This window comes from Arthrobacter koreensis, assembly GCF_009193255.1.
Classification (GTDB): Bacteria; Actinomycetota; Actinomycetes; order Actinomycetales; family Micrococcaceae; genus Arthrobacter_B; species Arthrobacter_B koreensis.
The window spans coordinates 335,884-360,769 of the sequence record NZ_WACG01000001.1 but is presented as its reverse complement, the minus strand read 5'-3'; the positions used below and the strand labels follow the sequence as shown (position 1 = coordinate 360,769).

At 61.2% G+C, this 24,886-nt stretch carries 25 protein-coding genes and 1 pseudogene; 13 read left to right on the top strand and 13 right to left on the bottom strand.

Translation table 11 applies throughout. The features are described 5' to 3' along the window. Positions 1 to 292 precede the first annotated feature (292 nt). From GD628_RS16955 to GD628_RS01590, 6 genes and pseudogenes are all read right to left on the bottom strand, one after another. Positions 293 to 760, bottom strand: a pseudogene (locus tag GD628_RS16955) (relaxase/mobilization nuclease domain-containing protein); the annotation flags it as partial. Beyond that, the gene (locus GD628_RS16425; RefSeq protein ID WP_193313171.1) at positions 757 to 1,167 is read right to left on the bottom strand and encodes a hypothetical protein; all 411 of its coding nucleotides are present in this window, start codon (positions 1,165 to 1,167) and stop codon (positions 757 to 759) included. The gene GD628_RS16425 and the pseudogene GD628_RS16955, both read right to left, overlap by 4 nt. 219 nt (positions 1,168 to 1,386) lie before the next feature. Further along, positions 1,387 to 1,689: a hypothetical protein gene (locus tag GD628_RS01605; protein ID WP_152273645.1), complete on the bottom strand. Its 303-nt coding sequence runs from the start codon at positions 1,687 to 1,689 to the stop codon at positions 1,387 to 1,389. 100 nt (positions 1,690 to 1,789) lie between these two features. Further along, positions 1,790 to 2,785 (bottom strand): hypothetical protein, encoded by a 996-nt coding sequence (locus GD628_RS01600; RefSeq protein ID WP_152273644.1) that lies wholly within the window; start codon positions 2,783 to 2,785, stop codon positions 1,790 to 1,792. Further along, positions 2,782 to 4,581: an ATP-binding protein gene (locus tag GD628_RS01595; protein WP_152273643.1), complete on the bottom strand. Its 1,800-nt coding sequence runs from the start codon at positions 4,579 to 4,581 to the stop codon at positions 2,782 to 2,784. Before GD628_RS01595 ends, GD628_RS01600 begins: the two co-directional genes overlap by 4 nt. 93 nt (positions 4,582 to 4,674) lie before the next feature. Then, positions 4,675 to 4,998 (bottom strand): MerR family transcriptional regulator, encoded by a 324-nt coding sequence (locus GD628_RS01590; protein WP_152273642.1) that lies wholly within the window; start codon positions 4,996 to 4,998, stop codon positions 4,675 to 4,677. A 337-nt stretch (positions 4,999 to 5,335) separates the two neighbouring features. Here GD628_RS01590 and GD628_RS01585 point away from each other — a divergent pair, with 337 nt between their 5' ends. From GD628_RS01585 to GD628_RS01575, 3 genes are all read left to right on the top strand, one after another. Then, positions 5,336 to 5,722, top strand: coding sequence for a helix-turn-helix transcriptional regulator (locus GD628_RS01585; RefSeq protein ID WP_193313170.1), 387 nt, complete (start codon positions 5,336 to 5,338; stop codon positions 5,720 to 5,722). 446 nt (positions 5,723 to 6,168) lie between these two features. Beyond that, entirely contained in the window at positions 6,169 to 6,864 is a 696-nt protein-coding gene (locus GD628_RS01580; RefSeq protein WP_152273640.1) for an 8-oxoguanine DNA glycosylase OGG fold protein, read from the top strand. A 153-nt stretch (positions 6,865 to 7,017) separates the two neighbouring features. Continuing rightward, positions 7,018 to 7,734, top strand: coding sequence for a hypothetical protein (locus tag GD628_RS01575; protein ID WP_152273639.1), 717 nt, complete (start codon positions 7,018 to 7,020; stop codon positions 7,732 to 7,734). Positions 7,735 to 7,908: 174 nt separating this feature from the next. Here GD628_RS01575 and GD628_RS01570 read toward each other — a convergent pair whose 3' ends face one another. Then, complete coding sequence (locus GD628_RS01570; protein WP_152273638.1) at positions 7,909 to 8,850, bottom strand: HNH endonuclease signature motif containing protein; 942 nt, start codon at positions 8,848 to 8,850, stop codon at positions 7,909 to 7,911. Between the two features lie 210 nt (positions 8,851 to 9,060). Here GD628_RS01570 and GD628_RS01565 point away from each other — a divergent pair, with 210 nt between their 5' ends. The 3 genes from GD628_RS01565 to GD628_RS01555 all read left to right on the top strand — a co-directional run bounded on the left by GD628_RS01565 (position 9,061) and on the right by GD628_RS01555 (position 11,952). Further along, a complete protein-coding gene (locus GD628_RS01565; protein WP_152273637.1) occupies positions 9,061 to 9,651 on the top strand; it encodes a hypothetical protein in 591 nt (196 codons plus the stop codon). A gap of 108 nt (positions 9,652 to 9,759) precedes the next feature. Further along, positions 9,760 to 10,044, top strand: coding sequence for a hypothetical protein (locus tag GD628_RS01560; RefSeq protein WP_152273636.1), 285 nt, complete (start codon positions 9,760 to 9,762; stop codon positions 10,042 to 10,044). Positions 10,045 to 11,214: 1,170 nt separating this feature from the next. Beyond that, positions 11,215 to 11,952 carry a hypothetical protein gene (locus tag GD628_RS01555; RefSeq protein ID WP_152273635.1) on the top strand — a complete coding sequence of 246 codons (738 nt, stop codon included), beginning with the start codon at positions 11,215 to 11,217 and terminating at the stop codon, positions 11,950 to 11,952. Positions 11,953 to 12,013: 61 nt separating this feature from the next. On the opposite strand, the gene GD628_RS16420 is transcribed toward GD628_RS01555, so the two are convergent. After that, complete coding sequence (locus GD628_RS16420; RefSeq protein ID WP_193313168.1) at positions 12,014 to 12,166, bottom strand: hypothetical protein; 153 nt, start codon at positions 12,164 to 12,166, stop codon at positions 12,014 to 12,016. 92 nt (positions 12,167 to 12,258) lie between these two features. Here GD628_RS16420 and GD628_RS01550 point away from each other — a divergent pair, with 92 nt between their 5' ends. Continuing rightward, positions 12,259 to 12,543 (top strand): hypothetical protein, encoded by a 285-nt coding sequence (locus GD628_RS01550; protein ID WP_152273634.1) that lies wholly within the window; start codon positions 12,259 to 12,261, stop codon positions 12,541 to 12,543. A 46-nt stretch (positions 12,544 to 12,589) separates the two neighbouring features. Continuing rightward, positions 12,590 to 14,767 (top strand): ATP-binding protein, encoded by a 2,178-nt coding sequence (locus tag GD628_RS01545; protein WP_152273633.1) that lies wholly within the window; start codon positions 12,590 to 12,592, stop codon positions 14,765 to 14,767. Between the two features lie 92 nt (positions 14,768 to 14,859). Here the strand turns inward: GD628_RS01545 and GD628_RS01540 are convergent, their stop codons facing one another. The 3 genes from GD628_RS01540 to GD628_RS01530 form a co-directional block, all read right to left on the bottom strand. Continuing rightward, complete coding sequence (locus tag GD628_RS01540; RefSeq protein ID WP_152273632.1) at positions 14,860 to 15,636, bottom strand: MerR family transcriptional regulator; 777 nt, start codon at positions 15,634 to 15,636, stop codon at positions 14,860 to 14,862. A gap of 29 nt (positions 15,637 to 15,665) precedes the next feature. Further along, positions 15,666 to 16,574 (bottom strand): DUF2268 domain-containing putative Zn-dependent protease, encoded by a 909-nt coding sequence (locus GD628_RS01535; protein WP_152273631.1) that lies wholly within the window; start codon positions 16,572 to 16,574, stop codon positions 15,666 to 15,668. A 196-nt stretch (positions 16,575 to 16,770) separates the two neighbouring features. Next, on the bottom strand, positions 16,771 to 17,415 hold the full coding sequence (locus GD628_RS01530) for an NAD(P)-dependent oxidoreductase (RefSeq protein ID WP_091602898.1): 645 nt from the start codon (positions 17,413 to 17,415) through the stop codon (positions 16,771 to 16,773). 218 nt (positions 17,416 to 17,633) lie between these two features. Here GD628_RS01530 and GD628_RS01525 point away from each other — a divergent pair, with 218 nt between their 5' ends. The 3 genes from GD628_RS01525 (at position 17,634) to GD628_RS01515 (ending at position 20,189) form a co-directional block, all read left to right on the top strand. Beyond that, a complete protein-coding gene (locus GD628_RS01525; protein WP_152273630.1) occupies positions 17,634 to 18,191 on the top strand; it encodes a dihydrofolate reductase family protein in 558 nt (185 codons plus the stop codon). A gap of 35 nt (positions 18,192 to 18,226) precedes the next feature. Next, positions 18,227 to 19,360 carry a M24 family metallopeptidase gene (locus tag GD628_RS01520; RefSeq protein WP_152273629.1) on the top strand — a complete coding sequence of 378 codons (1,134 nt, stop codon included), beginning with the start codon at positions 18,227 to 18,229 and terminating at the stop codon, positions 19,358 to 19,360. 70 nt (positions 19,361 to 19,430) lie between these two features. Continuing rightward, positions 19,431 to 20,189 (top strand): hypothetical protein, encoded by a 759-nt coding sequence (locus GD628_RS01515; protein ID WP_226802293.1) that lies wholly within the window; start codon positions 19,431 to 19,433, stop codon positions 20,187 to 20,189. On the opposite strand, the gene GD628_RS01510 is transcribed toward GD628_RS01515, so the two are convergent. Then, positions 20,186 to 20,755, bottom strand: coding sequence for a TetR/AcrR family transcriptional regulator (locus GD628_RS01510; protein ID WP_091602907.1), 570 nt, complete (start codon positions 20,753 to 20,755; stop codon positions 20,186 to 20,188). The two genes, GD628_RS01515 and GD628_RS01510, sit on opposite strands and share 4 nt — an antisense overlap. A 91-nt stretch (positions 20,756 to 20,846) precedes the next feature. Here GD628_RS01510 and GD628_RS01505 point away from each other — a divergent pair, with 91 nt between their 5' ends. Then, a complete protein-coding gene (locus GD628_RS01505) occupies positions 20,847 to 21,965 on the top strand; it encodes an ABC transporter permease (RefSeq protein ID WP_152273628.1) in 1,119 nt (372 codons plus the stop codon). Here GD628_RS01505 and GD628_RS01500 read toward each other — a convergent pair. Continuing rightward, complete coding sequence (locus GD628_RS01500; RefSeq protein ID WP_152273627.1) at positions 21,962 to 22,609, bottom strand: NAD(P)-dependent oxidoreductase; 648 nt, start codon at positions 22,607 to 22,609, stop codon at positions 21,962 to 21,964. The two genes, GD628_RS01505 and GD628_RS01500, sit on opposite strands and share 4 nt — an antisense overlap. 280 nt (positions 22,610 to 22,889) lie before the next feature. Between GD628_RS01500 and GD628_RS01495 the strand changes: the two genes are divergently transcribed. Beyond that, complete coding sequence (locus tag GD628_RS01495) at positions 22,890 to 24,689, top strand: ABC transporter family substrate-binding protein (RefSeq protein ID WP_091602916.1); 1,800 nt, start codon at positions 22,890 to 22,892, stop codon at positions 24,687 to 24,689. Positions 24,690 to 24,886: the final 197 nt, after the last annotated feature.

Genomic DNA, 24,886 nt, shown 5'->3' with positions numbered 1-24,886 from the left:
GCGTGACTTCATCACGCATCTTGTAAGTAATTCCAACGGCGGAATCGCCGGCCTTTTTGTTCCGGTACCCGTCAGCCCGGACCCTGTGTTCCGCCAGAACGACTTCGACTCCCCGGGACTCGCAGGCCTCCACAAACGTCGGCATGTCCACTGCGGCGACGTCGAGAGCGGCCTCCGTGATGGCATCGCCAAGCTGTTGGTCAAAAGCAGCCTTGTCACCACGATTTTTGACCCAGTAAGAGTCCCTCGACCGTGTGTCCGAGGGCTCGATAACCCGCATGCCTTCCTCACGCATAAGGGCATCGTTGGCACGCTTGACCTGCCAGTGCACACGGAAATCACGCGAGGCTTTGCCGGTCACTGTGTCGTGGTTCAGGATGGTGATGTGTGCGTGCACGCAGCCCCCTTTGCCGTCGTTGTGCACAACGACCATGGCAGGGCTGTTGGGGTGCATCTTTTTCCCCAGCAGGAACCCGAGATCTCCGGCTCGCTTCAGGTCGGCGGGATCATTTACATACAGTTCGTCGGGGTGGAAAGACAGCACATACGAATGAGCCTTCACTCGTCGGCCGTGCTGCTCCGCCAACCGGTTACCGAGCTGGATGAACTTTCCGATGCTCGGAGCGTCGCAGTAGAACCCCGGAGCCAGCCGATCGGTGCCGGAGGCCTTGTGGTTCTTCTTTTTCGTCCCCGCCCCGAACTCCAGATAGTCCGAACGGGTGCCCAGGTCATAAACGGGCGAGACCGTCGTTATGCTCACTGGCTGCCCCTTCCACCGAGTGCATCGACCAGACGCTCACAGTGCTCCGCGAGCTGCTCTACTACAGGCGCCAACATGCCCAGGTCCACTACTCCCAGATGGGAGAGCCTGGTCAGCTGGTTGAGGTTCACCCCGACCCGCTTAACATCAACCCGTGCGGCATCAACCACCAGGACCTGGTCCGCCGTCAGCGAGGACGGACCAAAGGACGTGCCGCCCTCTTCGTCGGGGCCATGCCCCTCCAATCGCTTCGCCGCGGCAAGAGCCGCACCCCGCACGAAGGCCGACGGAGGGAGCCCCCGCCAGCCCGCCACCTTCTCGACCAACGCGAGTTCAGCGTTGCTGAACCGCGTGTCGATCCGGCGGCTCCTCGAATCAGGCGCAAGCTGCTGAGTAGATCCGCTCATCGGATGAACCTCCCTGACATCGTTGGAGCATGGTTGGAACGGTAGGAAACGAGCGCAAGCAGGCACTCTGTCCGACAGCGCTTCGCTCGTCGTCCAGTGCGCCGCTTGCGAGGGGCAGGGCTGCGCCCTTCCCCTTCGAACCCCAAACCCGAACGCCGGGACCGGGCCCAGATGCTTTTGCAACCGAGGATTCACGGCACACCGCTGCCTGGCCGCCCGTCACGGCACGGACTCCACGTCTTGGTTGCCGTAGCGGGCATCAGTATCGCTGCTGCCCTGCGAAACTTCCGGCCGGGAAGCCCTGGAAGCTCTAGCGATCGCGGACCGCTGCGCCGTCTCCGTACCGAGCTGCTCCCGTGCCGTAGCTTCGAGCTTTTCTGCAAAGTCGGCGTGCTGCCTCCGCAGCAAAGACAGCATGCGTGCATCGACGGCCCGCTGTTGTTTCCTCTCACGTTCACGAAGCAGACGGAGTTTCTTCTCTGCTGCTGCTTTTACGGCAGCAATCTCGTCCTCGATGCTCATCGTGTGTTTCCTTTCGGTTGTGTCATCAATTGGGACTTGGACGGATATGCCAGCAGGGGAGCTGACGATCTTCTGTATCCGTTTTTGTGGAGGTGAATAGTCAACTGCTTGATGCTGCTGCGACCATCGCTGCCGCGCGGTCGAGCAGGAACGGCCGGCCGTTACGGCGCTCGTTGTGCTTGGGGCGACTCGGCAGCACTTTCATGGCGGCCTGGTATAGCAGCCATGCGTGATCGCTATCGGAGTAAGTGGATCGATGCACGAAACTGAACAGGACCAGCTGAACGCGCATCTGGCGATAAAGTACGCCGAGTACGGAGAACTCGTAGCGGGACTGGTCCCCACCGAACTGTTCCAGGGTCTTGAACCGCTGCGCTGACAATGCAAGAGTCCGATCGATAACCTGTTGCCCGGCTTTGATCTCAGGCGGCTGGGTGGAGGTGGTGACCTCCGTCGCCGCGCTGCTGGAAGCCTGTGCAGTCTCGGCTAACGAGGCATACAGTTCGTCCACCGAGGCGAACTGTGCCGCTTTCAAATCGATCTTCCCTGCCAGGGAAATGACTTCTTCGCCGATTGGTTTGCGAGTGAAGGTCACCCAGTGATCGATCAATATCTCGTACCAGCCATGCGCCTCCCTCAGGACCCTCTTGTTGGCTGCGGCAGTGAGCTCGTAGAAGTTCTTCGGCAGTGCCACGACGAGGTGATAGCCATGTCCTGACATGGATATCTCGCAGTAGAGGATGTCTGGCAGGGCCAGGAGGTTTGCAGCGGTCTCACTAGGGCAGCCCGGTTCAACGTCGATGACCAATAGCCCGTCGGTGTGACCGTGCAGATAGAAGGTAGAGTTAGCCGCCTCCGGCAGCCTGTCGGTGAGTTCGTCAAGGGTGACCAGACAATTCTCATCGTTCTTCCATGCTCCGCGAATACGGCCGGTGTCCAACAATGCCCTGACATCAATGGGTGCTTTCCCCTTCGAATCGGGATCGTCCCCAAGCTGGCCGGAAACAGTCCATCGAGGGTGAGTCGCCAGAAGACGGATTGCCGGGTTGCTATAGAACATCGGGAACCGTGCATGGGGGTCGATGGTCGCGCTCATCGCTGTTCCCCCTTGCCAGTTGCATGGTCGGCTGCGATCAGCTGAGCGAACTCGGGTAGGGACATCCCAAGGCGGCTGAGCTCGTCTCTGAGTCTGGCGTCGATGGCTTTCGAGCGCTCAGAGAACCCCAGGTAGCCGGGCTTCCACTCCACGGCGCTGCATTGGGGGTGCCCGCAAAGGCAATTGCTCCCCATGCGGAGGAGCGAGACGTGCTCCGATACGCAGTCCGCTGTGGCGCCGTCTGCGAGGACGCGGGTCGTCCAGCCTTCAACGTCGATGGCGTGCATCTCTTGGAAAAGTTGCACACTGAGGATCTCCGCGTCGGTGATCTGCGCCTCCGGCGGCACAAGGACCCATGTCTTGGAACGCTTGCTCGCAGGATCAGGCTTGTGCTCTTCGATAACCCATCCCGCTTTGCGTAAGTCCGGCGCTGATCTACGCAGTTTTCCGCTGATGCCCCGAGCCCCGGGCCAGTACTTCTCGTCGGCAGGACGGGGGAGCAGCCCGTGCAAATCCTTGTTGGTGCCTGACCAGCGTTGGGTAATCGTCGAGGTGATTGCCCCGAGGAATTTGTCTGTGTCGACGATCTCTTCGGCAATAGACTCGTGTGCACGCGTATAGTGTTCCAACGCCTGTGAGCCGGTGGCGATGTCGAGTGCGGCGAGAACCTCGGCGAAGTCCGCCATGCGCGGCTTCTCGACCAGACTGACTTGGGGAAGCGCTTTCAACGCCAAGACGACAAGGTCGAGAAGGCCCCCGAGCATGGAGGGATACGCCTCGTCCCATGCGGCGTTGAGCTCGCGCTCAGAACGCCGGTCCTTCGCCGGAATGACCGCCAGGTCACCCCAGACACAGCGTTCCGCCAGGTCGCCAGCCAGAGTACCCACGTCGATGCCTGTGAATCCAAGGACGGCCTGAACCTGGATGACTCGAGCGTCTGCATCGGTGTAGAGGGAGCGATCCACATCAGACTCCCCGGTTACGCAGCGACACATGGAGTCGGACAGCCAGCGCGGGAAGGAGGACATGTTGTCGAAGACCGAACCGCGGGAGTGGTGCACGGCGTGCAAAAACCGGTCGGCGTCATTCGGCGGGCGTCGAATGGTTGCCGAGGACGGATCGAACAAAGAGAAGATACGCCGTGCGCTAGTGGTTTTCGCGGTTCCTTGTTCACCCAGGATCCCGAGAATGGGGCAGGGCAGCCCCACCAGCGCGTAGGCGGCGACCAACCAGCCAATGATGAGCTGCCGGTCAGCGACCTCGCGCATGTTCACGAACTCCCACAGCCGATTCACGTCGCCGCCCCGCTCAGGGAGCGGCAGGGCAGCCGTCAGGTTTGTCCGGCGGAAGAGTGCAGGAATGCTGGCGTCTCCATCGAGGACCTCCCAGCCGTCGGGCGTGATGCGCAAGACATGCTCGTTCTTGTCTCCCAGATCGATGTAGATCACGTCGTCACTGGGGCGTGCGGCCCGGAGCGCCATCTTAACTGGCTCGCCCTGCTCTTGCGCCTCGAATTCCAGTACGGCCATGGCCTCGGTTAGCGCGTTCTGCGATGCTGTCCGGCCGGTCGCGCGCCAAAAGATGCCGCTAAGATCCTGACGGATCGAGCGTTTCCCGCCGCTGAGCGGTTCGGCGACGTGACCGCCCTTACGGACGCCGAACGGCTTGCCGTCAGAGTCGACTCCAAGGTCGTAGCAGTCCCGGGCTAGTTCAATGAGCTGTTGAGCAGCCGACTTCTTGTCGGGCTTCTGGCCGGCCAGCGCAGGAGCTGGCAAATCGGCGGAGTTTTCTGGCATGATTAAATGAGTCCTATCGAGGTATAAACGAGCTGCAACTCGTTCGATGGGTGTTAAGAGTTTTCGAAGGGCCCCGGTTCGCCGGGGCCCTTCTTATTTGAGGGCGGCCGCCAGCAGCTGGCCGAGCTCCGCCTTCTCATCGGCTGTCAGGGGAGGGAATCCATCGACTATCTGCTTAACGAGGGCATCAAGATCGTCCTCGTCATTTGTGTGAGCGGGGCCAAAGGGCTGGGAGAGAAGATGGAGATCCTCGCGGCGGATCTTGAACCGGTTGCCCACAAGGACGGCGGGCACTTCGCCCCGATGGATACGGCCGCGGATTGTCTGGGGGTGGCCGTAGCCGAGTCCGGAAACAAAACGGACATCAAGCAGGTCCGGTCCGAAGGCGGCGGTAGATGCGGTTGATGCGTTAGACATAAGGGGTGACACCTCGAGAGGTCGTACGGTGCGCTTTACACGTGTACCAGGACGGCGCTCTTCACGCCCTGGCCACGGCTGCAGGCGTCTCAGCTCCGCAGCGGCACTTATGTCACCCACGCCGGTCAGCCATCGACCGTACGCTTGGACCTCGGCATCGCAGCCGAGGCCAGCACAGGTTTGTGTCACCCTGACTGCCGCCGAGCTATCGGTCGTGCAGAGGGACGATTCTTTGTGATCGTGTTACGAGACTAACGATTTCATGCGATAAACGCAACACGCAGACAAAATGTGTAAAAATCACATTGAACGAAGTCGCATCGGAGAGGAAATCCGCATGAGCGCATTGCCAGGTCAAACGTTCGCCCGTCGTCTGCGTGAAGAGAGAGGTCGCGTCGGTCTCAGCCAGGCTGCTCTGGCCGACCGCCTCGCCGAAGTCCTCAACCAGAAGATCGATGCCAGCGCGATCACCCGGATCGAAAAGTATGAGCGTGCAGTCAGGCTCGACGAGGCCGTGGTGATCGCAGAACTGCTCGATGTGCCGCTCGAGGCAATGCTTCACGACCGTGAGAGTGTTGACGACCAGATCGCTGAACTTCGACGGGATCTCAGCCTGGCTCAATGGCGCGCGAGCCAGGCGGAGGAAGAGCTTCAACAGGCACAGGATCAGATGAGCTGGATCCGGCGTTCAATTGCCGAGCTCGAGGCGTCGCGCCTGCAGTGAATGAACAGGAGGACGGTGCCGTCGCCGCACCCGGCTGCCCAAGTCAGGGAAGGGAAGGGGGCATCTCTGGATGGGTTAATATTCGGAGTTGCGGAACTGCGGAACCTATCCCACTAGTTTCCTTCTATGATTGACACCTCCTAATGTCTCTGGGGAGACAAAAGAGAAGTAGTGGGGTTCCGTCCGCAATTCCGCACTTGTCAGAGCACATCCGTGTGGTGTCAGGGCGACACAGCTGCGGAAATCCTTTGCGGAACATCCCGGATATGGACGCGGAAAACTTTCCGCGGGAAGCTCCGCAGCATTTCCGCGTGGGTCCATGGCCAGTCAGACCCGTCCGGATCTAGCCGTGGATCAGATTGGCAGAACTATGGCTTCGCCGAAGGATTTGCCAACGACATGACCAGTTGCCAGCGAACACCCCATCAATGGGCGAGGATTGGCCCATGACACCACAATTTCCCTCTGTTCTCGAGGAAGCCCTCGACGGCCATGCCCGGCCTCAGGAACCATTCCCTTGGAGAAAGCAGCCGTGGATCGACCAGCTGCACGACCTTCCGGATGTACTGGCGCTCCTGGAACGGCTTCCTGACAGCGTTAGCCGGCAGTCAACCCTCGATGCTGTATCGGCCGAGATGAAAGCGGGCAGGGTCCTGCCCGCATTTATAGCGGCAATGGTTTGGGGGTGGGGGACGGCTGCCGGCAGGGGTGCGCTGCGAACGCGGTGGATACTCACGCAGACGAAGGCCCGGAGCGCTGATGCGATTTCCGAAGCGGTCGACCCCCTCGTCGCAGAGAGACTGGAGGCAGGAGCTAAGTCTGTCTGCACAGACGGGGCTCTGGAGGCTTTCCGGTTAATGAACAATGAGGGCCGGATCCTTCATCTGGGGCCCTCCTACTTCACCAAGTGGTTGTACTTCACGTCAGCCGACGACGGCCCCGACGACTTTAAGGCCGCCCCGATCTTGGACGACCGGATCGTCGAGTGGCTCAAGGATTCGGCCGGGGTACGGCTGGAGAGAAACCGCACGAGTTCCTACGGCGAATACTTGGACCTGCTCGCAAACTGGGGAGAGTCGTACGGTCGAACAAGAGTGCAAGTTGAGACCGAGATCTTCCGTCTGGCGACAGGCCGTGGATGAATTTGCGGTCGGCCCGATCAGCTCGCAAGGAATCCACCGGCTGCTCTGCTCGACGCCCGGCCTTCGCGCAGTGCTGCCAAGCCATCTCGCGGAGCGAATGGCGGCACATTGTGAGCGTGCTGCTGCACACCCTAATTCCCGCATACTTGGTGGGTGACCACACCACATCAAACTCTCCCCGACATTGAGGCACTTCTGAGATTTATTGAGGAGCGCGAGCGGCGGCTACTTGAGGAGGATCCGTTCGAGGTCGCTGAAGCACACCAAGTGGAGTTTCAGACTGTCTACGGCATCTGTGCCCAAGCGATACGTTATGGGGGTGCCTACGTCGTCCTGCATCGTGCTGGACGTTCCCGTGAGGCTGTCGCCGTAGCCCGGCAGGCGCTTGAGCATGCCTTGACGGCACAATGGGCGCACTTTGATGAAAGCGGCCCTGACCAGCTAATCGCGGGTTATCAGGATTCTCGCGATCGAGCGTTCCGGTCGATCATGAATTACCTCAATACGCCTCAGGACGAAATAGACGCAGCGCTCGGGACAAATGAAGGGAAAAGGCTACTCCGCGTCACGAATATGATCGACAAAATCGACTTCGACGGAACATTCAAGACCGCGTATGTGCAACAGTCTCAGATTGTTCATGTCACGAGTGAGACGGTGACCGCCTTCTTGGGTCTAGACGACCAGAAACAGTTCATAGTCGCGGGTGAGGCCACTGACCCTCATGAGCAGCTGACAGTACATTTCACCGCGATGGCAACAATGTTTGCCTCGTGGCTGCTCGAGTCGCTCCGAGTCGGCACGCCCGGTCTCGCCGAGCTTGAGCAGCTTTCTGATGAACTGGCCCTACCACTCAACATCCGCGCTTGACGAGCAGGCCATAAGGTCTAGGCGGTGCCTTGAGATGGGGAGGGATACCGCCGTTGAGTGAAGGATGTGCCTCTTTCCGGCAGCGCGGCATATGTTTCCTGGACTAGGTCCGGATGAGCAGTGGAGTCCGGTGGTTCTCCCGAAGAGCGAGGGGCACGAGCGCCAACAATGGGTCTAGTACGTTTTCGCGCTCTCCTTTGATTGGCTGGGGCTTCCCTCCCGTTGCTGTGCAATGGTGACGTGAGCTGCGAAGTGTGGTGCCGTCGTGGAGTTGTGGGCCGAACAGGGGAGTCCCTGCAGGAGGGCAACGGCCTGCACGGTGTGTGGCGTAGCTGCCGGACGAACGGTAATGATGTTCCCACGGTCATTTACAGCGATATAGCCCCATTCGAACAGGGCGTCGCAACCAAGGTTGCAGACCAGCATCGCTACTGCCTGGAAGTCTCGCCGCTCAGCTTCGTTGCAGTGGGAGCGTGGCTTGATGTGCGCCGCAATGAGTAGATTTACCGGTAGGAACTTGCCGCATAGCGCGCAGCACGCCGCGGTCCTGCCCGCGATGAGGTGCTGGCGAAGGTCGCGTTGCTCTGCCCGCATTTTGCGGAATGCATCGACGTCGGAGTCATCGCCATCCCAGAAACTAGGTGGACGACCGAGCCAGCTGCCATCGGTCCCAGGGATGTCCAATCCAAGCACCTTCATCAAACGGTGCCCGTCCTCAGGGGACATCGACGACAGGTACTTCTGAGCTGCCCCACTACCGTCCTTTTTCAGCGGTCCTCCATCGCCGAGGGTGATAGTCCTGCCTAGGTCTTTGTAGCTAATGTTGACACCTTCTTTCAGTGGTTCAACGCGCACCAGCCAGCCGTCGTCCTCCTCGCCCGGACGAGCTGGATACTCAGGTGGCCGAAGAAAATCCGTCCATTCCTCGACCACTGTGCTGACTGCGCGAAGAGCCCCATCCTTATAATGGAACACCACATCGCCGCGACGTAGATCTTTGATCAGCCGACGAGACTCCTTGAGTGGAGCGTTGTTTGGGCGAGGACACGTCCAAAGCGTCTTGGTCTTAATGACCTGTTCGAAATTGGTTCTCTGATTCGCAAAGTAGAAGGACACACCCACAGGACAGCACAGGCTCACGGCGATTGCCGTGAGCCGCTCCGAAGATCACTCGGTAATCGCGCACCGGCGCGGGGATGCGTTGAATTAGTCGCCCGGCTGGCATTTAGACAAGGAACGGAATCTGGAGGCAGCCGCGGAAGGCGTTAAAAAGGGTGAGTGCCTGGCCTTGGACCAAGACGAGCCAAGACCCACGTCAGGAACCGAGTGACGACAAACGCCGTCCTACGAAAACGAACGGGAGGGGCAAATAGCGATCCCGTGGTACAGGCCGCGGTCATCCAGGTCATGAATGCCACGACCAAGGGCTCCGAACCCGGCTACACTGGCCGAATGCCCGATCATGATCGCGAGGACCCGTTGGATCGGGCGAGGCTGCCAGCACGTCTAGAGCAGCCCAACGACAAGCTAGTCCGGTACCACTCCGCCGAGGCGCAGAGGTCTGACATGAATACCTGCGAACAGGATGCAAACGAGGTTCCGACCCGCTGGCAGCGGATCCAGGAACATCCAGCACTTAAACCAGTCCTCGTCGTCAGCGGAATTGTGGTTGCCTGCGGGATTACGCTCCTGACATGGAGAACGCCAGAAGGGATTAAGCATGTCGCCGCCGCGGCCCTGGTGAAAGTCCCTGAGTATACGGAGTCGGCCTTTGACAGCATCGCCGAGGTGGCCAGCAGAAGGTCTCCTGTCCAGCATGTGGTCAACGGGTACGAGCGCGTGCAGCGTTACGGTCCCGGCGGCACCGAGGCCAAGATCATCAAAATCTCGTCCCACATCCGAGGAGGCAGTGCCTAATAGGAGCGGGGGACGCTGGCCGTGTCTAGAACGGCGCGTTTGCTTGTCGTCAGCAGTTGGTCTCACATATTAGAGGATCGCTTCGGCGGGCCGTAGGGGGTAGGTTTCTTGGGTTTTTTTGATTTCCTTTCGAAGAAGGAAAAGAGCTGGGACGAGATCGATGTCTACGTGGGTGAAACGCCCCCTTGTCCCAATTGTGGAACTCCCTTGACGAAGAGATTTGTCTACTCCGAGATGTATTGCCTCGACTGCCGCTACGGCCTAGATGACGATGACGATGACGACGGCGAGACGCTGAATGTTTACGACGCTGCTCAGATCTGGGCCTCAAACGGTAAGGATGAGGACTATATGTTTGGGTACTCCTGGACGGAACTAGAAGCGGCCCTTTAACGTCGCTGGATGGCTGCGGGGTCGCCGCCTTGGCGCAGGAGGATAACGGTAGTCCGCAAGGCTAGCTTTCGGCGTCGTCGGTCGAATCCGCCCCCGCAACGACTGCCCATCACGAATGGACAGAGATGACAACCCAAACAATCGCTCCGCGCGACAAATTCTTGCGAAGTCGGGGCAGCGCGGCTCGCCGAAAAGGGCCCTCCAGATCGCGCCGGCATCTACAGGCCGGGACGAACCGGCGTCGTCCTGAGTGCCGCCCGAGATGTGTCAACCCATCAAGCAGTCCCGATCAGAACGAAGAGGATATCGGAGCGCACACATGGACAATGTTCAGCTGAAGGACCGCATATCGTGAAGGCTTGGCCCGGATCATCGTCTTCCAAAGCTCGTCCGGGTGCCGCCGGCCAACTGAATACCTATTCCTGGCGAGTGCCCCCGACCTAGCCGGTGTCTCAGGTGAATCTGGCGTATCGAGGTCCGTAAAGCGGGCCTTCAGAGCGATTAGGCCATCGCGAGGCAAACGTTCTTCCCTGATGGAACGCGGGTGGAATTTAGATTCGCGTTCTAACGTCTGACAAAACCTCGGCTCCGCCTTCAGCGGTCAGGGGACTGATAGTCCGAGTCGTTCGAGAGCAATCTGCGGGGAACTCCAGCAGCGTTGCCGCAACTGCCCTGACCGATGTCATGGCCGCAACACCGGGACCTTCCGTGGCCCCTTACCAAAGGCCATGCACGGCAGATAGTTCTCAGCGACGCTTAATCTCGTCATCGAAACAGAACCGAATACGCAAACTTGATTTTATGGCTCGGGATCGTCAGTAGCCGCCTTGGAGTCTCACCTCTTCCGCTTCCGGGACCCCAGGCCGTCAACAGGAGAATCAATGAAAATTCGCAGCATCGCAGCGCCGCTACTCTTGCCCTTTGTCACTTTCAGCAATACGCCCTGCGACGCGGGTATGAAGACAGACTGCGGCTATTCTTGTTCCGGCACTCTCCGGGCCGCAGTGCACCATCGTCGCCTGGACAACGCTCCATGTTCGATCTGATGACTTACATCGCCGACACAGCTGATGGGGCAGTGAGAAATCGGTGACGCCGATGGCTCAGGTCCTCAACAAACCAGATACTCGCTCCACCTCGACTCGCGTAGCAGCACATTTTGCAGGAATCTTGGCCATCCTCATTTCCCTGTTCGTTCTCAGTGGCCCTCGACTTTCGCACACCGGTGATGCCTTCCTTGGGATAGCTCTTGTCGTCCCGTGGCTTTTCGTCTTGGTATTTAGGATCAAATACGAGGCAACCGGCAGACCACAGTGGCGGCGCTATCTTTGGCCCCTAGCGCTACCACTGACAGGCCTAGCCATCGAACTCCGCCCTGGTGGTGGCGGTTTCAACCCGACGGCGTGGATTGTCATAGGCATCTACTCGTTGGCTGTCCTCATCATTACCTTCCACGTATGGAAGCTCATGCGGGTCGCGAAGGAAAACAACTACTCATTCTCCCGCCGGGAGTACCGCCGGGCACTTCAGACTGCCCGGGCTTTCTCGTGGATCGTACCTGTATTCGGTGTACTGGTGTTTGCGTCCGACTGGTCGTTTGGATCAGACGGAGACTTGGCCAATAAGAGCCTGGATGCTTTGCGGAACCAGCTCTACGGGGTAATCGGTGCTAGCGCGCTGATTGCCGCTCTTACAGCCGTCCCTACTGAAACGAGAAGTATCGCCGAAGCCACTCTGTACGAATCTCGGCTGGCCAGCCTGCTGACAGAGTTGCAATCCCTTTCATCCCGAATCGACGCGCTTGGGGTGAATGATATTGATCATTTGGAGCCAACACACCAGGGACGTCGCTTACGCCAGCGCATAATGGCGGCTTGCGCCAAGCTGCGCCGGGGGGTGTTCACATGAGCTCTGGAGTTTAGGGAATGAACCAATGTTGCCGGACGGCTGAATCGGTGAGCAGGCGAACTCACTCGTCGGATGGTCTCGCGTCGCTGGGCACCCGCGGAAGATCTACGACGGGTCCGTTGGGTCCGTACGAACGGACCTCGCCGGAAGTGAAGGCCGCCTTGCCGATCAGGAGAGCGCCGAAGTGCCGTTCGGTGAGGTCGGGTTCGTTCATCTCTCATCAGATTTGAATCACCAGGGACGGCGCGATTCGCGGCGCACATCCGGCGCGACCGAAGGCGCTTGTCGACCGATTGGAGGCAGCGCTTGAGCTCCGCCACTTCGTCGTTCATGGCGTGTGGGTCAACGGCTCGCTTCCTCAAGCACCCGGACACTGGCGAGCCGTTCGACTTTGTCTCCATGAAGCACAGGTACCGGACATTGGCCCCGGAGAAGGACACCAAGGCCTTCATGAAATCAGCTCTCAAGTGGCTCGCCCGCGAGTTCTGGGAGATCGAGAACGAGCTCGAGAAGCTCCACTCCGAGGTGCTCTTCCGGCGAGGGCAAAGCGGAGTAGGCGGCCCCCGGAGTGCCGAAGCCGGCAGCGGATGATCCTGTTCATGCCGGTCGGAGGCTGTGAGCACCATAGTCTGTTGGCATGAAGACTCTTAACGTTGAACTGACCAACTGCCACGGCATCCGATCGTTTGACGCGACACTGGACTTCGGCGACCGCAACGCAGTGGCCATCTACGCGCCCAACGGCACGATGAAGACCTCTTTCGCGCGGACCTTCAAAGACCTGGCCACGGGCAGGGAAACCACCGACCGAGTTTTCCCTGACCGCGAGTCCTCTCGCTCGATCACCGACGAGAACGGCCAGTCGCCAGACCCGAGCCACGTCGCCGTTGTCCTGTCCTACGACGAGGAACTTGGCCCGACGGAGTCGACCTCGACCCTGCTCGTCAACCCTGAGCTTCGGAAAGAGTACGAAGGGCTCCAGGTGGAGCTCCTCGATGCTCGCGACGCCCTGATCAAGGAATTGACGGCTCAGGCGGGCACTAAGCAGGACGTGATCTCGACGATCTCGAAGGTCTTTACCCAGAGCGATGACAAGTTCTACGAGGCCCTCGTCCGCATTGCCTACGAGGTCGAGCAACTCGAGGACGCTCGGTTTGCCGACCTGCCACACGACCTGCTCTTCAACGATAAGGTGGCCACCGCGCTCAAGGGCGCTGACGTCCAAGCACAATTGGCTGCGTACGTGAGCCGGCTTAACCAGCTTCTCGACGAGTCCACGTTCTTCAACCGGAGTTCGTTCACTTATTACAACGCCACGAACGTTACGAAGAGCCTCGGTGCCAACGGCTTCTTCACCGCTCAGCATTCGCTCTTACTGCACAGCGAGGATGAGCCCCGTCAGATCACGAGCGACGCTGACCTGCAGGCACTGATCACCGAAGAGAAGAAGCGCATCAGCGACGATGATGTGCTGCGCAAGAAGATGGACGGTGTCGAGCGTGCGTTCCAGCGCAATGAGGATACGCGCAAGTTCTTCGAGTTCATAGCAAACCGGGAAGACCTCCTCCCGGAGTTCGCCAGCGTCCAGACCTTCCAGCAGGACGTCTGGAAGTCCTACCTTAAGGTGCACGAGGAGGCGTTCCTGCGCGTCGTGACGTGCTACAAAGATACGGAGAAACGCCGCAAGGCTATCGAGCAGCAGGCGGCTACCGAAAGCACCCAGTGGGATAAGGTCATCAAGATCTTCAACGAGCGCTTCTTCGTGCCGTTCACTCTGCGCGCGGAGAACAAGCACCAAGTGGCCCTCGGTCAGGACTCCATGCTCAAGCTCGTCTTCGAATTTAATGACGGCCAAGAGACCGCCAGCGTCGAACGGGATGACCTGTTGGCAGTGCTAAGTAACGGCGAGAAGAAGGCGCTCTACATCCTTAATGTCCTCTTCGAGATGGAGGCGCGCAAGGCGACGGGCCGGGAGACGATCTTCGTCATCGATGACCTCGCCGATTCGTTCGATTACAAAAACAAGTACGCCATCATCCAGTACCTCAAGGAGATGGCTGATCACGCGAACTTCAAGCTCATCCTCCTCACGCACAACTTCGATTTCTTCCGGACGCTTCTTAGTCGGAGTGTGGTTGGCTACAACAAGTGCTTCATGGCCCAGAAGGGCGAGGAGAAGGTCTCGCTAAGCCAGGCCAGCCATGTGAAGAACCCGTTCATTTATGCCTTCAAGAAGAACTTCTTTGGAAACGGGATGCAGCGCATTGCCTCGGTGCCTTTCGTGCGTAACATCCTTGAGTACACCAAAGGCGAGGACGACTCCGACTACCTGAAGCTGACCTCGCTGCTGCATTGGAAGGCCGACTCGGCGAGCATCGATAACGCCGAGCTCGATCGGATCTTCAACCAAACCTTCCACTCAAGTAACAAGAAGAAGTCTTGGAGTGCCGGCACGAAGCCGGTCATCGACTTGCTGCTTGAGCAGGCAGAGGTGGCGCTCATCGCAGACGAGGGAATCAACTTCGAGAATAAGATCGTGCTGTCCATCGCCACCCGCATCGTCGCCGAGCAGCACATGGTGGCCGTCCTTGCCGACCCGACGTTCACGGATGGGATCACTGGCAACCAGACCCAGGCGCTCTTCCAGGCGTACAAGAACCGGGGCCACGGGACCGACGAGTCACGCCGCATACTCGACGACGTCGTGCTAATGACTCCGGAGAACATCCACGTGAATTCGTTCATGTATGAGCCGATCATCGACCTCTCCGACGCGGCTCTGCGCGAGCTCTACACTCGTGTGAAGAGCCTCTAGGTGAGCCAGCGCCGGCATGCGCCATGATCACGGCATACGTTCCTAACCGTGGCGACGCGGTGGAGTTCCGCTTCAACGTGTAGAGCTGGAGGTCATCCGGGCTTACCGGAGTTTCCCACGTGAAGTCGCAGCGCGTTCGCAGCGAACCTTGCGGCTTCCGCGGTTCCAAAGACGACATGGAAGTCAGGGTTTGACTCGTACTGAGTTGCGAGGCCCCGGACCATGTCAACAGATTTCGCAGTATCTCCCGCGTGGGTGGGAGTTCCTGGGATCTCCCTGAACCACTTCATGTGGGCTGCGGCGTGATCTTGCGCTGCGGCGGAGTCCGGTTCGTCGCCTTCCTCCTGGATCACACGCCACCGGGCCAGTAGGGCCTCGGCTCTGGCCTTCCACTCCTTCTGCTGCTGGATCGATTTACCGTGCCACCACTGATTCGATGCATCGAATGCGCCGCGTCCCCAGCGCTCGACAACCTCAGTCTCATATCGGTCATTGAACCCCTCGAGCATGACATCCATGCGAGGTTTGCGGCCTTCACGACGCATTGACAACGTGTGTTCCACCGCGTTGATGCGTCGATTCAGGGAGGCGCGTTCCCTCGCGAGATGCTCCATATGCCCGGTGAGTGCTGCCATTTCGGCCTCAGGAGTTGCGGCTGCATCCAGTACGTCCGCGATATCCGACAGGGGCATGCCCGTCTCTCGCAGCAAGAGGATCCGCTGTAGGCGGGAGACCGCGTCGAGCCCGTAGTAGCGATAACCGTTGGACCCGACGCGGTCGGGGTCGAGTAGTCCGATCTGATGGTAGTGACGCAGCGTGCGCCCACTGATGCCTGCGCGCTCAGCCAGCTCCCGCACGGTCCACTCCACGGACTGCCTCCCGTTCGTTGTCGTAGTTCTCAGTCTTCCCGGTTGAGGCCCAAGCCCAGCTGAGGCGCGGCGACGCGCAAAACCTCATCCGCTGGCGCGGCAATGCTCTGCGCCGCGGTAGCTCCCACAGTATCGAGGTAGGCGCGCACCAGTCTTATGCCGGCTGCGTAGCCGGCGCCGGTAGGAAGCCCAACTGGCGCTGCGCCGTGGAGACGTGCGCTCGCGTCGCCATGCACCCAGGCTGTGAAGTTCTCCATGCCTGTGATGTGTAGCCCGCTTGCGACCCTTGCAAGGACATCGTCGTCATTGTGAGTTCTCTCGCTGACGAAGTGCGTGTACCCCCGGTCGCCGAATAGTTCCGCAGCGAATACGTCTGCAAGTCCTTCTGAGATGACCTGTTCGCCAACGGTGACAGTTATCGGATCCCATACGACACCGCCCGGCGAGTACCGCACATTGTGGTGCAGTTCATGGACGACAATCGCTTCGAGACGTTCCAGAACCTGGGGCGTAGGCCAGACGGTGATCGCGATGTAACCGCTGATTCCTCCGAATGCGGACAGTCCCTGGACTTCGTCGAAGAAGTGCGCGTTGGTGGGATCGCCCAAGACGAGAAGCACCTGGAGGTCTGGTACCTCGATGTCCGGGGCGGCTGCCCGGAGTGCTGCGGCCCCGGATTCGAGTGCCATGGCGATGCGGTTCCAGGCGTCTGCCTCGATGAGGCGTTCGAGACCTTCCTGGATGGGTTCGATTGTGCCCTTCCAATCGAAGCCGAAGTTCTGGCGGTGCACCGTGGCCATGTCCACCCCTCCCGGGATGAAGTGGTACATCCCAGCCAGGGGAGACCACATGTCGCGCACCAAGTCGGCACGGTCGTCGGGGGCCGCCGCGAGCACTCGGCGCATGCTCGTTGCGCTGTCGATCACTGAAACAGTCATAAGACGAGACGATAAACCTTGCCGTTACGGCAAGGTCCAGCCCCGGAAGCACGAACATCTCCAGGGGCCGTATCGAATTGGGAACGTCGTCGAGTTCCGCTTCGACGTCTAGCGTCCATAGCGTGAGGAAGGCCCGGGATGCTGTGCATCCCGGGCCTTCGCCGCTCAGGAGGATGGTACCCCATGCTGGGCGGCGTCAGTGCCCCACAGTAAACCGCTGCCGCGGGTGCGCGTGGTTTTCGATTTCGTCTACGAAGGCAAGCGCGAAGTCGGTGCCGGAGATCTCCGAAGAACCATCGTCTTTGGTCACCAGGACGTCACCGCCGGTCCGGTAAGAGCCGGTGGTTTCGCCCGGTGCAAAAGCGCCGAAGAGGGCCGCCGGGCTCACATAGAACCAGTCGAGGTCCTCCGGTGCCTGACGCATTGCTTCAAGGACCTCAGCATGGGACAGGGCCTCGGGCTTCCAGTCGTCGAGGAAGTCGGGAGTGTCGACCAGCCGCGGACCACCCTCCGCGACCAGTGAGGAGCCCGCACCGCCAACGAAAGCAAGGCGCGCGCCGTTGGAGCGCGCGGAGTCGATCAACGCCGGGACATACGTTGTGAGGGGAGCACCGTCGACGTCGGCTCCGTGCACAGCCACAACGAGGACATCGGCGTCGGCCGCTGCTGCGGTGACCACGTCCGGGGAAGCCAGGGAACCGGTGCGGTACTCGACTCCGGGGAGCGGCTGTTCCGGTGCATTGCGGGAGTAGGAGATCACCTCGTGCCCTCGTGAGACCGCCTCTCGGGCGATGTTTCCGCCGGCATAACCGGTGCCGCCGAAGATAACTACTCGTGCCATGTGCGTTTCTCCTTGCAGTAGGGAGCCGGCGATGCCCCGGCGAAGATGGAACCTGCTGCGGATCCCGCCTATTCCCCGAACCCGGTATCGATCCGGCACCGTCCGCCCGGTGGGAACGCAGCCGGCCGCCGGCCCACCCCACCGGCCTTTGCAGTGAATGGGCCGGGCGATGCCGCAAACGGATTGCGTCCGGGACCGGGCAGCCGGACAATCGCTCCATGGGCTCCCTGACTTTCAGCTACAACGTCACCCTGGACGGCTGCGTAGACCATCAGGAGGGAATCGCCGACGACGAGACCCACACGCATTACACCCGGCTTTTGGACGAGTCCGGAGCCATGCTCTGGGGCCGCACCACGTACGAGCTGATGGAGAGCTACTGGCCGCTCGTTGCTCGGGGAGAGGTCGAGGCGCCGCCGACGATCCGCGAGTGGGCGCTGACGCTGGAGGACAAACCCAAATACGTAGCGTCGGCGACGCGCAGCGACTTCCCGTGGAACAACAGCCACCTGCTTGAAGGCGACCTGGGTGCGGCGGTGCAGGAGCTCAAGGACCAAACGCCCGACGGCGTCCTCCTCGGCAGCGGCAAACTCGCCTCGGCGCTGGACCGGCTGGACCTCATTGACGACTACAGGTTCCTGGTCCACCCGATGATCACCGGGCATGGCCCCACTCTCTATGGAGGCCTTCTCGACCGCACTCGCCGCCTGGAACTGATTTCTGCCGAACCGATGGGCAACGGGGCGGTCTCCGTACACTACCGCCGGGCTGCCTGAGCGGAGCGGCAGTAGCATAAGGAAGGGAAGAGTCCATGAGTGAACAACCCGGCGGCCCACCTCCGTTTACCGCCGATGATTTCGCGCAGCGGCTGCGGCGGGCGGCAGAAACAGCCGGCAGAGCCGGACTGGACGGCCTCCTGGTCACTCCGGGCCCGGACCTGCTGTACCTCACCGGGTATGCACCTGTTGCCATCACCGAGCGCATCACCATGCTGGTGGTACCGGCAGATGGTGAGCCCCGCCTGCTGGTTCCGAAGCTCGAACGGCCGGACGCGGAAGCGGCCCCCGCCGGCTCCAACCTTGGGATTGTGGACTGGACCGACGGAAGCGATCCCTACGCCGCAGCGGCCTCCCTCCTGGGCGGAGACGGCCGTTATGCGATCTCCGACTCTGCCTGGGCCATGCATCTGCTCGGGCTGCAGGACCACGTTCCCGGTGCATCGTATGTCTCCATGACCACGGCGCTGCCCATGCTTCGGGCCATCAAGGACGCTGATGAGATTGAACGGCTGGCTGCGGCGGGTGCGGCCGCTGATTTGGCCTATGAGGAGATCGTGAAACTGCAGTTCGCGGGGCGCAGCGAGAACGACGTCGGGGCGGAGCTGGCCCGGCTGCTCCGCCGGTTCGGCCACTCACAGGTGGATTTCACGGTTGTGGGTTCCGGGCCAAACGGCGCCAACCCGCACCACGAAATCGGCCCCCGGATCATTGAGGAGGGGGACATGGTGGTGCTCGATTTTGGCGGGCTCAAAGACGGCTACGGGTCGGACACCACACGCACCGTTCACGTCGGGGAGCCAACTGCCAAAGAACGGGAAGTACACGACGTCGTACGCCGGGCACAGCAGGCAGCATTCGAGGCCGTGCGTCCCGGCGTGGAATGCCAGGAGATCGACCGGGTTGCTCGGGCTGTCATCACTGAAGCCGGATACGGCGAGTACTTTATTCACCGCGTCGGGCATGGAATCGGACTGACGACGCACGAGCCGCCTTACATGGTCGAGGGAGAAACCCAGATCCTGGAACCCGGCATGTGCTTCTCGATCGAACCCGGAATCTACCTTCCGGGCCAGTTTGGCGTCCGTATCGAGGACATCGTGACCGTCGTCCCCGACGGTGGACGGCGGTTGAACCAGACTCCTCAGCGGATGCAGATCGTCCATTAGCTGACAATCGTCCCGCCTTACGGGCCGCACCCGTTTGACCCTGACAATCCGCTGCTGTGAGGATCAGGGAATGGGGGAAACAACAACGGCCGGCAGCATGAGCATTTTCTCGTTCCACCTCGCGCACCTGCCGCGGCTCACCGCCGCCGCAATCCTGCTGCGCCCGCCCAAAGTGCAGGGACTGGTTCACTGCGAGGTGTTCGCCGGCATGGAGCTGGGCGCACCAATCGTTTCGGCCCGCAGGATGCAGCTCAAGCGCACTGCGGTGTTCGCAGAGTGGGAAGACGAACAGTCCCTGATCGCTTTCCTGGCAGAGAATCCGCTGGGCCGCAAGCTCGAGAAAGGCTGGCACGTCAGAATGAGGTTCCTGCGCCGCTGGGGTGCGGTCAGCGAGTTCTCCGGCTTGCCGGAATCGGCAGAACCAGCCAACCCGCACGAGCCTGTAGTGGCAGTAACCCTCGCGCGGCTGCGCCTTCCAGAGCTGCCCCGCTTTATTCACTGGGGGCGGCCGGTGGAAAGCCAAATCCGTGACCACCCGGAAGCAGCGCTCGCCCTGGCGGGCATCCGCCTGCCACGGACTGTTTCCACGTTCTCCATCTGGACCAGCACCCGGGCCATGACCGGAATGGTGTCCGGCCGGGACGGCGGGAAAACGGGACGCCGCCACGCACGGGCGATGGCTGAACGCGAACGCCGGGACTTCCACCACGAGTTCACTACGCTGCGCTTTCGCCCTTTGTCCGAGCACGGAAGCTGGGAGGGCCGCTCGCGGTACATGCCGTCGGCCAACGGCACGGCAGACCCGCGGAAGAGTAGCCCGGCCGACTAGCCACCGCCCAGGCTCCAGTGCAGGTATGCCTCGGCAAGCTGCTCCGGTACACCGGGGGCAGCGCCGCGGATAGGGGAGACCTGGGGGCGGGTGATGGTCGCGACGGCAACAATCACGTCCAGCGCCGTAAGGTCCCCCCGAACAGCCCGGTGCCGCCTGAGTTCCGCAAGCACATTGTTGAGGGCATCCAGGGCAGGCTGCTGGACCTGTGCCAGGGGAGTGGAGTCCAGATCCCGGGCGGCGCCTGCCTGGAGCGCCAGCCCGTCCGTCAGCGCCCCCAGCTTCATTGACATCAGGCTGGACAGCAGGTTCTTCCAGGCGCCGGACGGGTCTGCATCCAGGCCTGTCCGGGCCCGGTCCACGGCGCGAATGATCTGTTCCACGATGTCCTGGACTACGGCCCGGACAAGGTCCTCCCGGGACGGGAAGTTCCGGTACAGGGTGGCGATGCCGACGCCGCCGGCAGCCGCCACCGCTTCGAGGGCGACGTCCCCGCCCCGTTCCGCGAAGACGTGCTTGGCGTGCTCAATGATGTTCTGCCTTCGGCGTGCGGCATCAGCCCTCATTCGTTCTCCTTCAATTTGACCTCCAGTCTAAACCGGAGGAATATCTTCCGGTAGAAGCGGAGGAAATTCCTCCGTAACAGAAGGATTCTCCATGACCGCCGAAACCCGGGAAACGGGCTCCCACCGCAAGCACGCAGCAATCTGGGCAGGCCTCACCGTCGGACTCTCCGTCATCCTCCTGGCCCTGCTGATGCTCTTCATCTCTCCCTCCCTCCTCTCCGGGCCCCGCGACTTGGGCCTGGGCGTGGTAGGCGCCGAGCATCAGGCCGAGTCGATTGCCGCAACCCTGGAAGAACAGTCCCCGGGTGCGTTCGTCGTCGAGCCCTATAACAGTGCTCCAGAGCTGGAACAGGCAATCCGCGAACGTAGCATTGTGGGAGGCATCGACTTCTCGCCGCCGGACATGAGGGTCTACGTGGCAAGTGCAGGATCAACTGCCGTCTCCGGAACCATCAGCAACGTTGGGACCGCCATCGCCGGAAGCACGGGCCGCAGCGCCGAGATCATCGACGTCGTGCCCCTGCCCTCGGCCGACCCGACCGGTGTTGGCATCGGCGGACTTGCCTTCCCGCTGGTGTTCGGCGGCATCGTGCCGGCAGTGGCGTTCCGCTCCATGCTCGCAGGCAAGCGCTGGTGGATTTTCGCGGGCCTCACCGGCTTTTCAGTCGCCGGCGGATTCGTCGTTGCGGCTGTCCTCAAATACCTCTTCGGCAGCATCGAAGGCCCGCTGGTCCCGGTTGCCGCCAGCGTCGCTCTCGGCATTGCTGCACTGGCACTGCCGCTGGCGGGCCTCAACGAGTGCTTCGGCACCAAGGGCTTTACCATTGCCGCCATGTCCATGATGTTTGTGGGCAATCCGTTTGCGGGCATAGCCACCAGCGCCCAGTGGCTCCCCGCCGGCGTCGCACTGATCGGACAGCTGCTCCCGCCGGGAGCCGCAGGCACGCTGGTCCGCTCGGTGGCTTATTTCGACGGCGCCGGCGGATCAGGCGCCGCCCTGACCTTGGCCGTATGGGTGCTCGCGGGGATCGCGCTGTGGTTCGCGGGCCCGCGTATTAAGGATGCGGGCCGGGAAAACACCGCTGCCGCAGTCGGCGGCGGCGGGCTAGGGACGCGGGCTGCGCGTGAGCTGGGAACAGGGGTCTGCCCCAAGCCAAGCGGGCCGCGCCCTACCCAGGCAGGCGCCAACCCAGGCAGGCGGGCTGCCTAACTGCTAACGCCCACGGCTTTGCCGATGGACGCCGGATCTTCGAGCAGGCCAAGCATGCATGCGGCCAGATCGGCGCGGGGAATCGAGCCGCGGAGGGTTCCGCTGTCCCCGGTTTCCAAGGCCTGCCAGGAACCGGCCGGTTCCTTGTCGGTCAGGCCCGTGGGCCGCACGATCGTCCAGTCCAGGCCGGAGCCCTGCACGGCCGCTTCCTGCTCGGTGTGGTCTGCGAGCGGCTTGGCCAATGCCACTTTCATCGCTATCCGAAGCGGGGCCGGCATAAGGGAACCGGAGTCCCCGGCACCCAGGGAAGACTGGACCATCAGCCGCTGCACGCCCTGCTCCTTCATGGCATCAATGACCGCGCGTGTGACGGCTGCCCGGTGCCGGGGGTTCCCTTTCGAGCTGCCCACCGTAACGACGACGGCGTCCGCACCGGCCACGGCTGCCGCCGCGGCGGCCGGACTTCCGGCGTCCCCGGTCAGCACGCGTACGTCTTTGGGGCCCTGACCACTGCGGGAAAGCACCGTAACTTCGTGACCCGCAGCCTGTGCCAGGGATGCCAGCTGGGCGCCGGTTCCCTTCGAGCCGCCAATAATCGTGAGCTTCACAAGAGTCCTCCGGGACGTGGATGGGGACGCGTTCATGTCCCAGCTGAAATTTTACCGCCCACTGAAAGCCCTTCCCGAGTGTGTGCGGGGGCACAATAGCGCCTTCAATAGCATCAGACCAGAGGAGTTGTCGTAATGATAATTTTCAGGTTGCAAACGTGTAACAACCGTGTCGCGTCGGGAACCAAGTTACGGGCCGGTAGCGGTCCGCGGTCTACTCTCTTAGTCATATGCGACGAGGCACGCAGGATCTGCGCTGTCCGTGATTCCGGTAATCCCGCCGGAGACAATGACGCACTGAGAAATAGGAGGCGGAATGCGTTTTGCACGTATTTCCAAAGCAGTGGGTGTGGCAGCTGTAGCTGCCCTCGCGCTGAGCGCCTGTGCAGCGAATCAGGGGACCACCGACGGCGGTTCAACTGACAGCGAGAGCACCGGCGGTTCTGTCCGCGTTGTGGAGGTTAACGCCTTCAGCTCGTTCAACAGCAACACGGCGAACGGCAACGTAGATATCAACGGCAAGATCGCGTACGCCACGCACTCCGGGTTCAACTACATCACCGATGAACTCAAGGTTGAGCCGCTGGAAGACTTCGGCACCTACGAAAAGGTTTCCGACGATCCCCTGACGGTCAAGTACACCGTCAATGAGGGCGTCAACTGGTCCGACGGCGAGCCTGTCGACGCCGATGACCTCATGCTCCTCTGGGCCGTCAACTCCGGCCACTTCAACGACGCCACCCTGAACGAAGAGGGCGAGACCGTTTCCGGTACCACCTACTTCGACTACGCGGGCGACACCTCAGGCCTGAGCCTGACCGACGTTCCCGAAATCGGCGACGACGGACGCTCCATCACCATGACCTACTCCGAGCCCTTCGCGGACTGGGAAATTGCCTTTGGTGCCATGACCGACGGCGGCGTCCAGACCCCGGCGCACGTTGTTGCCGAGAAGGCCGGACTGGCCGACGGCGACGCGCTGATCGAACTCATCCAGAACACGCCCGCGGGCGACCCGGCAAACCCGGCTCCCGTGAACGAAGAGCTGAAGGCTGTTGCCGACTTCTGGAACACCGGCTTCGACACGAAGTCCCTGCCCTCGGACGCTTCCCTGTACCTCTCCAACGGTCCGTTCATTGTCTCGGCGATCGATCCCGAGAACTCCATGACCCTGACCCGCAACGAGGACTACAACTGGGGTCCCGAGCCCAAGATCGACGAGATCATTGTCCGCTACATCGGCGATGCTCCCGCTCAGGTCCAGGCTCTGAAGAACGGTGAAGTGGACATCATTGCTCCGCAGGCCTCGGCCGACACCGTGGATCAGCTCGAAGCCATTGATGGTGTAACCATTAACTCCGGCAACCAGCTCTCCTACGACCACGTTGACCTTAACTACACCGGCGTCTTCGCTGACCAGAATGTGCGCACCGCGTTCATGAAGGTCATCCCGCGCCAGGCGATCGTTGACTCGATCGTGAAGAAGCTCAACCCGGATGCAGCCCCGCTGGACTCGGAGATCTTCCTCTCTGACCAGGACGGCTACGAAGACTCCGCAGCCAACAACGGCTCCTCCGAATTCGCCGAGGTTGACGTTGAAGGCGCCAAGGAACTGCTGGCTGGTGCCACCCCTGAAGTACGCATCATGTACAACAAGGACAACCCCAACCGCTCTGACGCCTACACCCTGATTGCACAGTCCGCCTCCGAGGCCGGCTTCAAGGTCGTCGACGGCGGCCTGGGCGCCTCTGACTGGGGCTCCGCCCTGGGCACCGGCACCTACGACGCATCCATCTTCGGCTGGATCAACTCGGGTGTTGGCGTGACCGGCGTTCCGCAGATCTTCAAGACCGGCGCTGCCTCCAACTACAACGGTTTCTCCAGCCCCGAAGCTGATGCCCTCATGGACCAGCTGATCCTGGAAACCGACGTCGAGAAGCAGAAGGAACTGCAGATCCAGATCGACAAGCTGATCTGGGACTCCTCCTACGGCCTGCCCCTGTTCCAGTCGCCGGGCGTTGATGCGCACAGCGACAAGATCGGCGGGATCAACTCCTACATGCCGAACCAGACCGGTGTCTGGTGGAACTTCTGGGAATGGGAAGTTCTGGACTAATCCTTAGCCGCAACAGCTAAGCATTACCCGCAGGGCGCCGGGGCCTTTACGGTCCCGGCGCCCTCGCCTTTCCCCCACCCCCCCACGGCAGCGGATAAGTGATTGGGATTAACCAAATTCCCCGCACTTATGACCTGCACTACACTTCAGCGAGTGCCGGGAGAACCCCCGGACCCGTTCTAATGAGGCTGACACTC

What these genes read in the sequence shown, in the direction of transcription:
- GD628_RS01595 (WP_152273643.1), bottom strand. Translation starts at nt 4,581, where the DNA reads ATGCCAGAAAACTCCGCCGATTTGCCAGCTCCTGCGCTGGCCGGCCAG.
- GD628_RS01500 (WP_152273627.1), bottom strand. Translation starts at nt 22,609, where the DNA reads ATGAACGCGTCCCCATCCACGTCCCGGAGGACTCTTGTGAAGCTCACG.
- GD628_RS01510 (WP_091602907.1), bottom strand. Translation starts at nt 20,755, where the DNA reads ATGAGGGCTGATGCCGCACGCCGAAGGCAGAACATCATTGAGCACGCC.
- GD628_RS01515 (WP_226802293.1), top strand. Translation starts at nt 19,431, where the DNA reads ATGGGGGAAACAACAACGGCCGGCAGCATGAGCATTTTCTCGTTCCAC.
- GD628_RS01605 (WP_152273645.1), bottom strand. Translation starts at nt 1,689, where the DNA reads ATGAGCATCGAGGACGAGATTGCTGCCGTAAAAGCAGCAGCAGAGAAG.
- GD628_RS01590 (WP_152273642.1), bottom strand. Translation starts at nt 4,998, where the DNA reads ATGTCTAACGCATCAACCGCATCTACCGCCGCCTTCGGACCGGACCTG.
- GD628_RS01535 (WP_152273631.1), bottom strand. Translation starts at nt 16,574, where the DNA reads ATGACTGTTTCAGTGATCGACAGCGCAACGAGCATGCGCCGAGTGCTC.
- GD628_RS16425 (WP_193313171.1), bottom strand. Translation starts at nt 1,167, where the DNA reads ATGAGCGGATCTACTCAGCAGCTTGCGCCTGATTCGAGGAGCCGCCGG.
- GD628_RS16420 (WP_193313168.1), bottom strand. Translation starts at nt 12,166, where the DNA reads ATGAACGAACCCGACCTCACCGAACGGCACTTCGGCGCTCTCCTGATC.
- GD628_RS01600 (WP_152273644.1), bottom strand. Translation starts at nt 2,785, where the DNA reads ATGAGCGCGACCATCGACCCCCATGCACGGTTCCCGATGTTCTATAGC.
- GD628_RS01495 (WP_091602916.1), top strand. Translation starts at nt 22,890, where the DNA reads ATGCGTTTTGCACGTATTTCCAAAGCAGTGGGTGTGGCAGCTGTAGCT.
- GD628_RS01545 (WP_152273633.1), top strand. Translation starts at nt 12,590, where the DNA reads ATGAAGACTCTTAACGTTGAACTGACCAACTGCCACGGCATCCGATCG.
- GD628_RS01585 (WP_193313170.1), top strand. Translation starts at nt 5,336, where the DNA reads ATGAGCGCATTGCCAGGTCAAACGTTCGCCCGTCGTCTGCGTGAAGAG.
- GD628_RS01530 (WP_091602898.1), bottom strand. Translation starts at nt 17,415, where the DNA reads ATGGCACGAGTAGTTATCTTCGGCGGCACCGGTTATGCCGGCGGAAAC.
- GD628_RS01520 (WP_152273629.1), top strand. Translation starts at nt 18,227, where the DNA reads ATGAGTGAACAACCCGGCGGCCCACCTCCGTTTACCGCCGATGATTTC.
- GD628_RS01505 (WP_152273628.1), top strand. Translation starts at nt 20,847, where the DNA reads ATGACCGCCGAAACCCGGGAAACGGGCTCCCACCGCAAGCACGCAGCA.
- GD628_RS01525 (WP_152273630.1), top strand. Translation starts at nt 17,634, where the DNA reads ATGGGCTCCCTGACTTTCAGCTACAACGTCACCCTGGACGGCTGCGTA.
- GD628_RS01580 (WP_152273640.1), top strand. Translation starts at nt 6,169, where the DNA reads ATGACACCACAATTTCCCTCTGTTCTCGAGGAAGCCCTCGACGGCCAT.